The organism is Pseudomonas mohnii, from assembly GCF_900105115.1.
Classification (GTDB): Bacteria; Pseudomonadota; Gammaproteobacteria; order Pseudomonadales; family Pseudomonadaceae; genus Aquipseudomonas; species Aquipseudomonas mohnii.
In genome coordinates this window covers 1,737,343-1,751,089 of the sequence record NZ_FNRV01000001.1, presented here as the reverse complement: position 1 = coordinate 1,751,089, position 13,747 = coordinate 1,737,343, and the positions used below count along the sequence as shown (strand labels likewise).

Below are 13,747 nucleotides of genomic sequence, written 5' to 3'. Positions count from 1 at the left end.
TAATGAACTATGGCACGTCGTCGCCAGCATGAAGAGCATGTAAACCATGAACGTTGGCTGGTTTCCTACGCCGACTTCATCACCTTGCTCTTTGCCTTCTTCGTGGTGATGTACTCGATCTCTTCGATCAACGAAGGCAAGTACAAGGTTATTTCCCAAGCGCTGATCGGTGTCTTCACCGACGCCGATCGCTCCTTGAAACCCATTCCGATCGGCGAGGAACGGCCTAAGACCGTGACCCCGGCCAAGCCACTGGTCCAGGACAGTGATCAGGTCGATGCCGGTGTCGCGGGCACCAGCGATCCACTCAAAAGCATCGCCGACGACATCAGTGCGGCGTTCGGCGACTTGATCAGCTCCAATCAGATGACTGTGCGCGGCAACGAGTTGTGGGTCGAGATCGAACTCAATTCCAGCCTGTTGTTTGGCAGTGGCGACGCCATGCCGAGCGACATCGCGTTCAACATCATCGACAAGGTCGCCGCGATTCTGAAGCCGTTCGACAACCCGATTCATGTCGAGGGTTTCACCGACGATCAACCGATTCGCACGTCGCAGTATCCGACCAACTGGGAACTGTCTTCGGCCCGTTCGGCCAGCATCGTGCGCATGCTCGCGATGCAGGGGGTCAACCCGAGTCGTCTGGCGTCGGTGGGGTATGGCGAATTCCAGCCAGTGGCCAATAACGCCACGGTGGAAGGCCGGGCGCGCAATCGTCGGGTGGTGCTGGTGGTGTCGCGTAATCTCGATGTGCGACGCAGCCTCACGGGTACCGGAACCGCCAATGCGCAACCCGACGCCGCGTTGAAGCGTGCTGGCACACAAACTGCACCGACCCCGGTCAAGTCGCCGGGACGAGAGGGTGCCGTCAATTCTCCGTCACCCGCATTAACACGTTGAGCTATTTCTCGGTCGATCCAATCGGCCGGGAGGAACAATCCGAATGAGAGTCTGGGCAGTCGCCAATCAAAAGGGTGGTGTCGGTAAAACCACTTCCTCTATCGCTTTAGCCGGATTGCTGGCCGAGGCGGGCAAGCGCGTGGTCGTGGTCGATCTCGACCCCCACGGCTCCATGACCAGCTATTTCGGTTACGACCCCGACACCCTGGAACACAGCAACTACGACCTTTTCCTGCACAAGGGCAGCGTCCCTGAGGGCCTGCCCGGCCAGTTGTTGCTGTCCACCAGCGACGAACGCATTTCCCTGCTGCCATCGAGTACGGCGCTGGCGACCCTTGAGCGTCAGTCACCGGGCCAGAGTGGCCTGGGCCTGGTGATTGCCAAGAGCCTGGCGCAATTGTGGCAAGACTTCGACTACGCGGTGATCGACAGCCCGCCGTTGCTCGGCGTGCTGATGGTCAATGCCTTGGCGGCGAGCCAGCAGCTGGTGATCCCGGTGCAGACCGAACACCTCGCGGTGAAAGGCCTGGAGCGTATGGTCAACACCCTGGCGATGATCAACCGGTCACGCAAACAGGAATTGCCGTTCACCATCGTGCCGACCTTGTTCGATCGCCGAACGCAAGCGTCTCTGGGCACGCTGCGTGTCCTGCGCGACAAATTCCCTGATGACATCTGGCAAGGCTACATTCCGGTGGACACGCGATTGCGCGATGCCAGCCGGGCAGGGCTGACGCCTTCGCAATTCGACGGGAAAAGCCGGGGCGTTCTTGCCTACCGTGCGTTGCTCAAGCATTTGCTGGCGGCGCAACTTGTTCCGCAGGTGGCGTGAGATGAATCCAGTCCCTGTAGGAGCGAGCTTGCTCGCGATGGATGACAACGATAACGCGGGCTTCCTGGGGATGGGCGCCGCTCATACCTTTATCGTGAGCAAGCTCGCTCCGGCAAGGGGGCAGCCATGAACCGGCCGGTGAAGACCACCTCGCGTCCGCAACTGGCGCTCCAGTCTTATCTGGACAGCTTGCTGATGGAGGCGACCGAAGAACTGCCGGTTGAAGTTCAAGCGCTTGCTGAAATCGTCGAAGTTGTCGAAGCGATTGAAGTCGAAGCTGCGCTGGACGAGTTCCAGGCGGCCGTGCTCGAAGAGCAGGCCCGTGATGCACAGAAAGCCGCCGTCGCTGCTGCCCCGGAACTAACACCTTCAGTACCGAAGCCGGCAGTCGCCGTGCTCGAAGCACCGGCCCCCGTTCTGGCGTCGGTATCGACCATCGCGCCGTTGCTGCAGGCACTGGTCCCGCCACCCGATGAAATGCACCAAGCCTTGGTGCCGCCGGTCGTCGAAGTGCATCTGCCGCCGGTCACACCGCCACCGGAGGAAACCGATGGCCGTCCGTCCTGGGCCGCCGAACCGTTCGAATGCCTGCTGTTCGATGTCGCTGGCTTGACCCTGGCGGTGCCGCTGGTGTGCCTGGGGTCGATCTACCCGCTGGCGGGGCACGAACTGACGCCGTTGTTCGGCCAGCCGGAATGGTTCCTTGGCATCCTGCCGAGCCAGGCGGGCAATCTGAAGGTGTTGGACACTGCGCGTTGGGTCATGCCCGACCGTTATCGCGATGACTTCCGCCAGGGCCTGCAATACGTCATTTCGGTCCAGGGCTACGAGTGGGGGTTGGCGGTGCATCAAGTCAGCCACTCGTTGCGCCTGGACCCGAACGAAATCAAATGGCGCAGCCATCGTGGCCAACGGCCATGGCTGGCGGGCACCGTGATTGAACACATGTGTGCATTGCTCGACGTTTCCGCGCTGGCCGAGTTGATCGCCAGCGGTGGGGCCAAGCACATGGGCGGCAGCAAGCCGGCTCACAAACCTACATAACAGAACAATACCGCTAGGGCGGTTTCTTGAGGGGTCAGGGTATGAATGATAAGGCGACGGCGGCAAAGGGTTCCGAAGATCCGATCCTGCAATGGGTCACCTTCAAACTGGACAACGAAACCTACGGCATCAACGTGATGCGCGTTCAGGAAGTCCTGCGCTATACCGAAATCGCTCCGGTTCCGGGTGCACCGAGCTACGTGCTGGGCATCATCAACCTGCGCGGTAACGTGGTCACCGTGATCGACACCCGTCAGCGCTTCGGCCTGATGAACGCCGAAATCAGCGACAACACCCGTATCGTGATCATCGAAGCCGACAAGCAAGTGGTCGGGATCATGGTCGACAGCGTGGCCGAAGTGGTTTACCTGCGTCAGTCGGAAATCGAAACCGCGCCGAACGTGGGTAACGAAGAGTCCGCCAAGTTCATTCAAGGCGTGTGCAACAAGAACAACGAACTGCTGATCCTGGTCGAACTCGACAAGATGATGAGCGAAGAAGAATGGTCGGAACTGGAGAGTATCTGATTGATTCTTGAGGTGGCGGTCATTGTCCTGTTCCTGTTTTGGGCAGGCACGCTGGCAATGTTTCTGGCGTACATTCGCGGTCAGCGACTGATTGCTGCGCAACAGGCCCAGAGTGATGTGCTGCGTGATCAGCGCATCAAGGAGCTGGCCAAGCGCGTCGACAATTACCAGAACGGTAGCGTGCGCATGGGTGAAGACCTGCACGAACTGCGCGCGATCGTCGCGCCATTGCCGGACAAACTGGTCCAGCTGGAACAGCGCGACCCTTCCAGCCTGTCGTTCGCCCAGGCGGCACGACTGGTCGGAATGGGCGCAAGCGTCGACGAACTGACCCAGTCCTGCGGCTTGACCCAGGCTGAAGCGGAGTTGATGAGCAAGTTGCACAAGAGCAGTTAAAAGCCAGTAGGAGCGAGCCTGCTCGCGATGGGCGTTAACGATCGTGCTTTCTGAGTCAACGCGGCGAGCTTGAGTCCATCGCGAGCAGGCTCGCTCCTACATTTGATTTTCAGTGAACACCGATTTTGTGACCGGCCTGAAACCAATGTAGGAGCGAGCCTGCTCGCGATGGGCGTTAACGATAACGCGGGCTTTCTGAGTCAACGCGTTGCACTTGAGTCCATCGCGAGCAGGCTCGCTCCTACATTTGATTTTCAGTGAACACCGATTTTGTGACCGGCCTGAAACCACTGTAGGAGCGAGCCTGCTCGCGATGGGCGTTAACGATGACGCGGGCTCTCTGAATCAACGCGTCGGACTTGAGACCATCGCCGTTTTTCAACGACGCTTGGTTGAGTGTGTCTCAATGCCAGGGAGGCATATGTACGACATTTTGCGTGGTACACCGCTGTGGGTTTATGCGGTCTTTTTTATCCTGACTTACTACGGTGTGCGCGGCTGTTTCAAGAGTCATGAATCGAAAAGGTCGCTGCAGTTCACTCCGGCGGTATTTGTCGCCATTTCCCTGGTTTCGTTGAATTTCTCCCAAGGCGCTGCAATCCCGCTCTCGGTATATGCGTTGGGAATGCTGGCAGGCTGGGTTCTGGCACTGCGCTTTTATTCGTATCAAGGCGTAGTACGCGATGGAGAACGTCTAGTGCTGAATGGCACCGCCAAGGTGCTACTTGTGTATTGGGGGTTCTTTGCCTGGCGTTACTACAGCGGATATCAAGAGGCGATGTACCCGGAACTCGTTGATGGCGTGTCGGCGGTCGCAACGTCCGCACTGGCGTCAGGCATCATCAACGGTCTGATCGTTGGTCGCAGCCTCAGACTTTTGCGTTTTTTCAAGGCCGATACCGGTGCGAGGGTGTCGTTGTAGGCGCGAGCCTGCTCGCTCCTACAGTGGTTTAGGTCGTGCCCGCTGCCTCTGTGGTCGTGAATTGCTCGCGATGGCGTCAGTAATCATCCCCGCGTTCAGTGACATCCTTTTCGAGCATGGGTGCGTCCGGAATGTGCCCGGCCGGGAACTTGCCCTTCAGATGCCACGCAAACGCAATGATCTCGGCAATCGTCAGATAGAGCTCCTGCGGAATGCTGTCCCCCAATTCCATGCGCGCCAACAATTTCACCAGCTCGGCGTTTTCGTAGATCGGCACTTCATGGTCGCGAGCGATCCGCAGGATTTCTTCCGCGAGTTCTTCATCGCCCTTGGCCGTGAGGGAAGGGGCGTGGGTGCCGTCGTATTTGAGGGCGATGGCCTGGCGTGGGGCATTGGGGTTATTCATGCGTTTTCGTCGACCCAGCGTTGTTCGAGGCGGGTTTGGGGGCCTTGGGGCGGTGTGCCGAGGTGGCAATCGAGATCGCCGACGTTCAGGCCGGATGCCAGCAAACGTTCGCGCAATGCCGACAGGTTGCTTTCGATCAGGCTGGCGGTGTAGGGCCGCTCGGCCCACAGTTGGCTCGACAGGCTGCCTTTGATCAGCTGTGCCTGAACCAGCAGCGGCCCCAAGGGTTCCATGTCGAATGCCAGGTCGACGCGCCACAGTTGCTGTTTGGGCTCGCGTTCCTCGCGGCGTTCCTGTTGCGATTCTTTTTCGGGGGCTTCTTCTCGTTGGAACTTGACCTGCAACGGCACGATGTCCTGCAGGTTGCGCATGGGGATTTCCAGTTGCCAGGTGCTCACCAGGCGCCCGTCGGCGGTCACGCCGGTCTGTTCCAGACTCGACAACTGATGGCTCTGCAGGCGTGAAACCGCAGCGGCGGCCAGGCGCAGCAGATGTTCGAGGTCATCTTCCCCCTCCGCATTTTGCAGCAGGCGTTCGGGCAACGGGAAACTGGTCGGCGGCGGTTTGGCGCTGACCTGGCCGAGCATGCCCAGGGCGTTGCGCACGAAATTCGGCATGGCCTGGACCAGCGTATTTGCCGCGATGATCGCGCTGAGGTTGGTGTTGGGCTGAAGCGCTGGCGTCAATTGGGCGATCAGCTTCAGCAGGTCGGCCTTCAGGTCAGGCGCCAGTGTCGGGTTCTGCCCGGCCAGCAGCTTGGTCTCGAGGAACGTACCGCTGTTGAGTAATGCCTGGGCCAGGCCTTTGGCCGTACTCAGTTGCTGAACATCGGGCAGGCCGGCAAGCAGCCGGGAAGCGGCGGAGCGCAACTCGACGGAGGTCTGGTCGGAGTCCGGCAGGTCTTGCAGAAGTTTGAGCAAACCGTCCAGCGAGCCTTGGCGACTTTGCTGGTCGACCAGTTGATGAGTCACCGCCAGTTGTTCCTGACGACTGCTCAAGGGCACGAATTTCAGTGTCTGAGTGTCTTGCACCTGTGCGCTCAGCAGGGTGCCGATGCGCAATGGCTGCGGGCTTTCGATGCTCAGGGTAGTGCCACTCAGGACGGTATTGAGCAGGCTCACCATCGAGCGAAACACCGCTGGTTGGCCAGGCACCTGCGGCAACGCCTGGGAGGTCAGCACTTTGCCTTGCAGCAGCGTGCCGACCGGCAGTTGCGCCGTGTCGATACGGGTGAGGGTGGCGACGCTGGAGGCAATGGCTTGTTGCACGGTGACCGCCAGGTTGCTCGCCGACGGCTGAGTGACCACCATGCGGGTGCCTTGGGCCACCGGTTGGTCGCTGGTGGCCTGGACGGTGGTCTGACGGCCGCTGTCGAGGGTGACCTTGAGCAGCAATTGAAAAGTCTGATCCGCCTGCTTGAGCGACAGCACTTCGGCCGTGGCGGTCTGACCGGCGGTGATCAGGCCCTCCATCGGCGTCAGCAGCTTGATCAGCTCGCCGCTGACCGTCAGCGGACGTGCGGTCGCCGGTAGGGTCTGCGGTAGAGGTGGAGTGTTCATTTCGACTGTCATACGCGGTCACAACCTTGGGAAAATGCGCTCTTTAGAGTAGGAAATGGCATGTATAATGCCGCCCCGTTGTCTACAGGGCGGCCGAATCATTGAAATATTTGACCCAGCTCTCTAGTTCGGGCTGCCAATACCTTTATTCTGCCTCTCTTTAACGGCCGTGCCAGAGCCGACTTGAACCGTATAAGGCCCTTGAACCCTTGATCAGTCCTGTCCTGCAAACCGTTGCCCTTGCCTGTGAGCGAGACCTTCGGCTGCTCTTCGAAAATCTCGATTTGAGACTGGCCAGTGGCGAAATGGTACAGATCAGTGGCCCTAATGGCAGTGGCAAAACCAGCTTGCTACGCCTGCTTTCGGGCCTCATGCAGCCGACCGACGGTCAGGTTCTGCTCAACGGTCAACCGCTTAACGAACAACGCACGGAGCTGGCGCGTAACCTGTTGTGGATCGGCCATGCCGCGGGGATCAAGGACCTGCTGACCCCGGAAGAGAATTTGAGCTGGCTCTGCGCACTGCATCAGCCGGCCTCCCACGACGCCATCTGGCAGGCCCTGGCAACTGTCGGATTGCGCGGTTTCGAAGATGTTCCCTGTCACACCCTGTCCGCAGGCCAGCAACGCCGTGTGGCGCTGGCCCGGTTGTACCTGGACTGTCCACCGCTGTGGATCCTCGATGAGCCGTTCACCGCCCTCGACAAGCAGGGCGTGGCCCAACTCGAAGAGCACCTGGCTGCGCATTGCGAGCGCGGCGGCGTCGTGGTGTTGACCACACACCACACCCTGAGCCGGATACCGGCCGGTTATCGCGACATTGATCTGGGGAAATGGGCCGTATGAGTGTTTTCGGCCTGTTGGTCGCCCGTGAGGCCCGTCTGCTGTTCCGCCGTCCGGCGGAGTTGGCCAATCCGCTGGTATTCTTCGCCATCGTCGTTTCGTTGTTCCCCTTGGCGGTGGGTCCCGAGTCTCAATTGTTGCAAACCTTGTCTCCGGGACTGGTCTGGGTCGCAGCCCTTTTATCGGTTTTGCTCTCGCTGGACGGGCTTTTCCGCAGTGATTTCGAAGATGGATCACTGGAGCAGTGGGTCCTTTCGCCGCACCCCCTGGCTCTTCTGGTTTTGGCCAAGGTGCTGGCACACTGGGCGTTTTCCGGCCTGGCACTGGTTTTGCTCGCACCCTTGCTGGCGTTGATGCTCGGCTTGCCTGCCGCCTGTCTGCCGGTGTTGTTGCTTTCTTTATTGCTGGGTACACCAGTGCTGAGCCTGCTCGGTGCGGTGGGCGCGGCCCTGACGGTGGGTTTGAAGCGCGGCGGCCTGTTGCTGGCGTTGCTGATACTGCCGTTGTACATCCCGGTGTTGATTCTTGGCAGTGGCGCCTTGCAGGCGGCCTTGCAAGGCATGCCGGCGACTGGTTATCTCCTGTGGCTTGGCAGCCTGACCGCCCTGGCGATAACCCTGACACCTTTTGCAATAGCTGCTGGCCTGAAGATCAGCGTCGGCGAATAATGAGGTCTGGTTAAAAAACAACCAGTAAAGACCCTTTGGCTGACTCGTGATAACGAGCGGCAACCGTGATGGAAACAGTATGAACTGGACGTGGTTTCACAAGCTCGGCTCGCCCAAGTGGTTCTACGGCATCAGCGGCAAAATGCTGCCCTGGCTGAGTGTCGCGGCGTTGCTGCTGATCGGTGTTGGTGTGGTCTGGGGCCTGGCCTTCGCACCGCCTGACTACCAGCAGGGCAACAGTTTTCGCATCATCTATATCCACGTTCCAGCGGCCATGCTGGCGCAGTCCATCTATGTGATGCTGGCCGTGTGTGGCATCGTCGGACTGGTCTGGAAGATGAAACTGGCCGACGTCGCCCTGCAATGCGCGGCGCCCATCGGCGCCTGGATGACTGCCGTGGCACTGGTCACCGGCGCGATCTGGGGCAAACCGACCTGGGGCTCGTGGTGGGTCTGGGATGCCCGACTAACGTCCATGCTGATTCTGCTTTTCCTGTACTTCGGGCTCATTGCATTAGGCAACGCCATCAGCAATCGTGACAGCGCGGCCAAGGCGTGCGCGGTGCTGGCCATTGTCGGTGTGATCAACATCCCGATCATCAAGTACTCGGTGGAGTGGTGGAACACCCTGCACCAGGGCGCGACCTTCACCCTCACCGAAAAACCGGCCATGCCCGCCGAAATGTGGCTGCCATTGTTGCTGACGGCGCTGGGTTTCTATTGTTTCTTCGGTGCGGTGTTGCTGCTGCGCATGCGCCTCGAAGTGCTCAAGCGCGAGTCGCGGGCCACTTGGGTGAAGGCCGAAGTGGAAAACAGCCTGGAGGTCGTTCGATGAGTTTTGCTTCATTCGGCGACTTCATCGCCATGGGCCATCATGGCCTGTATGTCTGGTCAGCCTATGGCATCTGCCTGGCGGTTCTGGCCCTCAACGTGGCGGCGCCGATCCTGGCCCGCAAGCGCTATCTGCAACAAGAGGCGCGTCGTCTGCGCCGGGAGAACGGCAAGTGAATCCCCTGCGTAAAAAGCGTCTCATCATCATTCTCGGGATCCTGGTCGGTGTCGGCGCTGCCGTCGGCCTGGCCCTGAGCGCCCTGCAGCAGAACATCAATCTGTTTTACACCCCGACCCAGATCGCCAACGGCGAAGCCCCCCATGACACGCGCATCCGCGCCGGCGGCATGGTCGAGAAGGGGTCGCTGCAACGTTCCAGCGACTCCCTGGACGTGAAGTTCATCGTCACCGATTTCAACAAGTCCGTCACCATCACCTATCGCGGTATCCTCCCGGACCTGTTCCGCGAAGGGCAGGGCATCGTCGCCCTGGGCAAACTCAACGCCGACGGCGTGGTGGTGGCCGATGAAGTGCTGGCCAAGCACGATGAGAAATACATGCCACCGGAAGTGACCAAGGCCCTCAAAGACAGTGGTCAAACTGCTCCAACACCTGCGAAGGAGGGTTGACCCATGACGTCCGCAATCTTCATCCCGGAACTGGGCCACCTGGCCATGATTCTGGCACTGTGCCTGGCGCTGGTTCAGGCCGTGGTGCCGCTGCTCGGTGCCTGGCGCGGTGACCGCTTGTGGATGAGCCTGGCCCAGCCTGCCGCCTGGGGCCAGTTCGCCTTTCTGGTATTTGCCTTCGGTTGCCTGACCTACGCCTTCATGACGGACGACTTCTCCGTCGCCTATGTGGCCAGCAACTCCAACAGCGCGTTGCCCTGGTACTACAAATTCAGCGCCGTGTGGGGCGCGCACGAAGGTTCGTTGCTGCTCTGGGCGCTGATCCTCGGCGGCTGGACCTTCGCGGTGTCGGTGTTCTCCCGGCAGTTGCCACAAGTGATGCTGGCGCGGGTGCTGGCGGTCATGGGCATGATCAGCACTGGTTTCCTGCTGTTCCTGATCCTCACGTCCAACCCGTTCTCGCGGATCCTGCCGCAGATTCCGGCGGACGGTCGTGACCTCAATCCATTGTTGCAAGACATCGGCCTGATCGTGCACCCGCCGATGCTGTACATGGGCTATGTCGGCTTTTCCGTGGCCTTCGCCTTCGCCATTGCCGCATTGCTCGGCGGTCGTCTCGATGCTGCGTGGGCTCGTTGGTCGCGCCCCTGGACCATCGTGGCCTGGGCGTTCCTGGGTATCGGCATCACCCTGGGCTCGTGGTGGGCCTACTACGAACTTGGTTGGGGCGGCTGGTGGTTCTGGGACCCGGTGGAAAACGCTTCCTTCATGCCATGGCTGGTGGGCACTGCGCTGATCCACTCGTTGGCGGTCACGGAAAAGCGTGGCGTGTTCAAGAGCTGGACCGTGTTGCTGGCCATCGCCGCTTTCTCGCTGAGCCTGCTGGGGACCTTCCTGGTGCGTTCCGGCGTGCTGACCTCGGTGCACGCCTTTGCGTCCGATCCCGAGCGCGGCGTGTTCATCCTGATTTTCCTGTTGTTTGTGGTCGGCGGCTCGCTGACGCTGTTTGCCCTGCGCGCACCGGTGGTCAAGAGTCAGGTCGGCTTCAACCTCTGGTCGCGGGAAACCCTGCTGCTGGGCAACAACCTGGTGCTGGTGGTCGCGGCTTCGATGATCCTGTTGGGCACCTTGTATCCCTTGGTTCTGGATGCGATGACCGGCGCCAAGCTGTCGGTCGGCCCACCGTATTTCAACGCACTGTTCATTCCGTTGATGGCGTTGCTAATGCTGGTGATGGCGGTCGGCGTGATCGTGCGCTGGAAAGACACCCCGGTGAAATGGCTGGCAGGCATGCTGACCCCGGTGTTGCTCGGCAGCACCGCGCTGGCTGTGGTGGCCGGTGTCGCGTATGGCGATTTCAACTGGGCGGTGCTGGCGACCTTCCTGCTCGCCGCCTGGGTATTGCTGGCCGGTGTGCGTGACATCTTCGACAAGACTCGCCACAAAGGCCTGATCAAAGGCCTGCCGACCCTGACACGCAGTTATTGGGGCATGCAGGTGGCGCACCTGGGCATCGCGGTCTGCGCCCTCGGCGTGGTGCTGTCGAGTCAGAACAGTGCCGAGCGCGACCTGCGCCTGGCGCCCGGCGAATCGATGGACCTGGCCGGTTATCACTTCATCTTCGAAGGCGCCAAGCACTTCGAAGGCCCGAACTTCACGTCTGACAAGGGCACCATCCGGGTGATCCGCGACGGTCGGGAAGTCAGCGTGCTGCACCCGGAAAAACGCCTATACACCGTGCAGAACTCGGTCATGACCGAAGCCGGGATCGACGCCGGCTTCACCCGTGACCTCTATGTCGCACTGGGTGAGCCGCTGGGCGATGGCGCCTGGGCCGTGCGCGTGCACGTCAAACCGTTCGTGCGCTGGATCTGGTTCGGCGGCTTGCTCACCGGCCTGGGCGGTGTGCTGGCGGCGCTGGATCGACGGTATCGGGTCAAGGTGAAAAGCCGAGTGCGTGAAGCACTGGGCATGTCGGGAGCCACTGCATGAGACGCTGGTTGATGCTGTTGCCACTGGTGATTTTTCTGGTGGTCGCTGTTTTCCTGTATCGCGGTCTGTACCTGGACCCGGCCGAGTTGCCCTCGGCCATGATCGACAAGCCATTCCCGGAGTTTTCCCTGCCCGCGGTGCAGGGCGACAAGACCCTGACCCGCGCCGACATTCTGGGTAAACCGGCGCTGGTCAACGTGTGGGGCACCTGGTGCATTTCCTGCCGGGTCGAGCACCCGGTGCTGAACAAACTCGCCGAGAAGGGTGTGGTGATCTACGGCATCAACTACAAGGACGTCAATGCCGACGCCCTGAAGTGGCTGAGCGAGTACCACAACCCTTACCAGCTCGACATCCGCGATGACGAAGGCACCCTGGGCTTGAACCTCGGCGTCTACGGCGCGCCGGAAACCTTCTTCATCGACGCCAAGGGCATCATCCGCGACAAGTTTGTCGGCGTGATCGACGAGCAGGTCTGGCGCGAAAAACTGGCGGCCAAATATCAGGCGCTGGTCGACGAGGCCAAGCCATGAAGCGCTGGATCGCTGCCGTCATTTTGGGTTTGAGCCTGGTCGGTGTGGCGCAGGCGGCCATCGACACCTATGAGTTCGCCAAGGAAGGCGATCGCGAGCGTTTTCGCGAGCTGACCAAGGAGTTGCGTTGCCCCAAATGCCAGAATCAGGACATCGCCGACTCTAACGCCCCCATCGCCGCCGACCTGCGCAAAGAGATTTTCCGCATGCTCGGCGAGGGCAAGGACAACCAGCAGATCATCGATTTCATGGTTGATCGCTACGGTGACTTCGTCCGCTACAAACCGGCTCTCAACGCCAAGACTGCACTGCTCTGGTTCGGCCCGGCCGGTCTGCTGCTGGGCGGTTTTGTGATCATCGCGGTGATCGTCCGCCGTCGTCGCGTGCAACGCGCCGCCACCCCGGGCTCGCTTTCTGCCGAGGAGCGCGAGCGCCTCGACCACCTGTTGGATAAAAACCAAGAATGATTGATTTCTGGCTCGCTGCAGGTCTGCTGCTTCTGGTGGCCCTGAGTTTTCTGCTGATCCCCGTTCTGCGTAGTCGTCGCGCCCAGCTCGAAGAGGATCGTACCGCCCTGAACGTGGCGCTGTATCAAGAGCGCGTGGCTGAGTTGCAGACTCAGCAGGAAGAAGGCGTGCTCGATGCGGCGCAAATGGACGCCGGCCGCGCCGAAGCTGCCCGTGAATTGCTCGCCGACACCGAAGGCGTCGCCGCGCCACGGGTGTCGCGCCTGGGCAAGCCGGCACCGTTGCTGGCAGCCGTACTGGTGCCGGTGCTGGGCCTGGGTTTGTACCTGCATTTCGGTGCCAGCGACAAAGTCGAGCTGACCCGGGAATTCTCCCAGCCACCGCAGTCGATGGAAGAGATGACCCGGCGTCTGGAGCGTGCGGTCGCGGCGCAGCCCGATTCCGCTGAAGCCTTGTATTTCCTCGGTCGTACTTACATGACCCAGGATCGTCCTGCCGATGCCGCGAAGATTTTCGAGCGCACGGTGAACCTGGCCGGTCGTCAGCCGGAACTGCTCGGGCAATGGGCTCAGGCCCAGTATTTCGCCGATGGCAAGCAGTGGTCGGAGAAAATTCAGGCATTGACTGACGAAGCGCTCAAGGCTGACCCGAAAGAAGTCACCAGCCTCGGGCTGCTGGGTATCGCGGCTTTCGAAGGTCAGCGTTATCAGCAAGCCATCGATTACTGGAATCGCCTGTTGGAGCAATTGCCGCCGGACGACCAATCCCGCGTGGCGCTGCAGGGCGGCATTACCCGCGCCACCGAGAAACTGGTGGCCAGCGGCGGCAAGGTGGCCGAGGCGCCCGCAGCCAAACCGGCTGCGCGGCTCAAGGTTCATGTGGACCTGGCGGCCGAGCTGAAGGGCAAGGTCCAGCCTGGCGACAGCGTCTTCATCTTCGCGCGCGCCACTTCAGGCCCACCCGCGCCGTTGGCGGCCAAGCGCCTGACCGTGGCCGACTTGCCGGCGACCGTCGAACTGGGCGACGCCGACGCGATGATGCCGCAGTTGAAACTGTCGAACTTCCCTGAAGTCCAACTGGTTGCGCGCATCTCCCGTGCCGGTCAACCGACGGCAGGTGAGTGGGTCGGTCGCAGCCAGCCTTTGGCCAGCAGCACCACCGCGCCGCAGACACTGACCATCGACAGCCCGGACAAATAA

The 13,747-nt window shown here is 60.8% G+C and carries 17 protein-coding genes; 15 read left to right on the top strand and 2 right to left on the bottom strand.

All coding sequences use genetic code 11. The features are described from left to right. Window positions 1-9 precede the first annotated feature (9 nt). From motD to BLV61_RS08230, 6 genes are all read left to right on the top strand, one after another. Complete coding sequence (motD, locus tag BLV61_RS08255; protein ID WP_047531952.1) at window positions 10-900, top strand: flagellar motor protein MotD; 891 nt, start codon at window positions 10-12, stop codon at window positions 898-900. 43 nt (window positions 901-943) lie between these two features. Continuing rightward, a complete protein-coding gene (locus BLV61_RS08250; RefSeq protein WP_047531951.1) occupies window positions 944-1,732 on the top strand; it encodes a ParA family protein in 789 nt (262 codons plus the stop codon). Between the two features lie 126 nt (window positions 1,733-1,858). Further along, complete coding sequence (locus BLV61_RS08245; protein WP_090464113.1) at window positions 1,859-2,776, top strand: CheW domain-containing protein; 918 nt, start codon at window positions 1,859-1,861, stop codon at window positions 2,774-2,776. A gap of 41 nt (window positions 2,777-2,817) precedes the next feature. Next, window positions 2,818-3,303, top strand: coding sequence for a chemotaxis protein CheW (locus tag BLV61_RS08240; RefSeq protein ID WP_007980742.1), 486 nt, complete (start codon window positions 2,818-2,820; stop codon window positions 3,301-3,303). Continuing rightward, the gene (locus tag BLV61_RS08235; protein WP_090464110.1) at window positions 3,304-3,699 is read left to right on the top strand and encodes a DUF2802 domain-containing protein; all 396 of its coding nucleotides are present in this window, start codon (window positions 3,304-3,306) and stop codon (window positions 3,697-3,699) included. A 421-nt stretch (window positions 3,700-4,120) separates the two neighbouring features. Continuing rightward, entirely contained in the window at window positions 4,121-4,621 is a 501-nt protein-coding gene (locus BLV61_RS08230; RefSeq protein WP_090464107.1) for a DUF6622 family protein, read from the top strand. A gap of 76 nt (window positions 4,622-4,697) precedes the next feature. Here BLV61_RS08230 and BLV61_RS08225 read toward each other — a convergent pair whose 3' ends face one another. Beyond that, window positions 4,698-5,027: an EscU/YscU/HrcU family type III secretion system export apparatus switch protein gene (locus BLV61_RS08225; protein WP_047531947.1), complete on the bottom strand. Its 330-nt coding sequence runs from the start codon at window positions 5,025-5,027 to the stop codon at window positions 4,698-4,700. Then, window positions 5,024-6,598 carry a flagellar hook-length control protein FliK gene (gene fliK, locus BLV61_RS08220; protein WP_090464104.1) on the bottom strand — a complete coding sequence of 525 codons (1,575 nt, stop codon included), beginning with the start codon at window positions 6,596-6,598 and terminating at the stop codon, window positions 5,024-5,026. The genes BLV61_RS08225 and fliK overlap by 4 nt, the downstream gene beginning before the upstream one ends. A gap of 197 nt (window positions 6,599-6,795) precedes the next feature. Between fliK and ccmA the strand changes: the two genes are divergently transcribed. The 9 genes from ccmA (at window position 6,796) to ccmI (ending at window position 13,747) form a co-directional block, all read left to right on the top strand. Then, window positions 6,796-7,431, top strand: a complete 636-nt coding sequence (gene ccmA / locus BLV61_RS08215) for a cytochrome c biogenesis heme-transporting ATPase CcmA (RefSeq protein ID WP_047531945.1) — start codon at window positions 6,796-6,798, stop codon at window positions 7,429-7,431. Next, window positions 7,428-8,096, top strand: a complete 669-nt coding sequence (gene ccmB, locus BLV61_RS08210; RefSeq protein ID WP_007980754.1) for a heme exporter protein CcmB — start codon at window positions 7,428-7,430, stop codon at window positions 8,094-8,096. The genes ccmA and ccmB overlap by 4 nt, the downstream gene beginning before the upstream one ends. Window positions 8,097-8,175: 79 nt before the next feature. Then, the gene (locus BLV61_RS08205) at window positions 8,176-8,931 is read left to right on the top strand and encodes a heme ABC transporter permease (RefSeq protein ID WP_047531944.1); all 756 of its coding nucleotides are present in this window, start codon (window positions 8,176-8,178) and stop codon (window positions 8,929-8,931) included. Continuing rightward, window positions 8,928-9,104, top strand: a complete 177-nt coding sequence (gene ccmD, locus BLV61_RS08200; RefSeq protein WP_007980758.1) for a heme exporter protein CcmD — start codon at window positions 8,928-8,930, stop codon at window positions 9,102-9,104. Before BLV61_RS08205 ends, ccmD begins: the two co-directional genes overlap by 4 nt. Beyond that, window positions 9,101-9,556: a cytochrome c maturation protein CcmE gene (gene ccmE / locus BLV61_RS08195; RefSeq protein WP_047531942.1), complete on the top strand. Its 456-nt coding sequence runs from the start codon at window positions 9,101-9,103 to the stop codon at window positions 9,554-9,556. Before ccmD ends, ccmE begins: the two co-directional genes overlap by 4 nt. A 3-nt stretch (window positions 9,557-9,559) precedes the next feature. Beyond that, complete coding sequence (locus tag BLV61_RS08190; protein WP_047531940.1) at window positions 9,560-11,548, top strand: heme lyase CcmF/NrfE family subunit; 1,989 nt, start codon at window positions 9,560-9,562, stop codon at window positions 11,546-11,548. Further along, complete coding sequence (locus BLV61_RS08185) at window positions 11,545-12,081, top strand: DsbE family thiol:disulfide interchange protein (protein WP_047531938.1); 537 nt, start codon at window positions 11,545-11,547, stop codon at window positions 12,079-12,081. Before BLV61_RS08190 ends, BLV61_RS08185 begins: the two co-directional genes overlap by 4 nt. Beyond that, window positions 12,078-12,548 (top strand): cytochrome c-type biogenesis protein, encoded by a 471-nt coding sequence (locus tag BLV61_RS08180; protein WP_047531936.1) that lies wholly within the window; start codon window positions 12,078-12,080, stop codon window positions 12,546-12,548. Before BLV61_RS08185 ends, BLV61_RS08180 begins: the two co-directional genes overlap by 4 nt. Further along, complete coding sequence (gene ccmI, locus BLV61_RS08175) at window positions 12,545-13,747, top strand: c-type cytochrome biogenesis protein CcmI (protein ID WP_047531934.1); 1,203 nt, start codon at window positions 12,545-12,547, stop codon at window positions 13,745-13,747. Before BLV61_RS08180 ends, ccmI begins: the two co-directional genes overlap by 4 nt.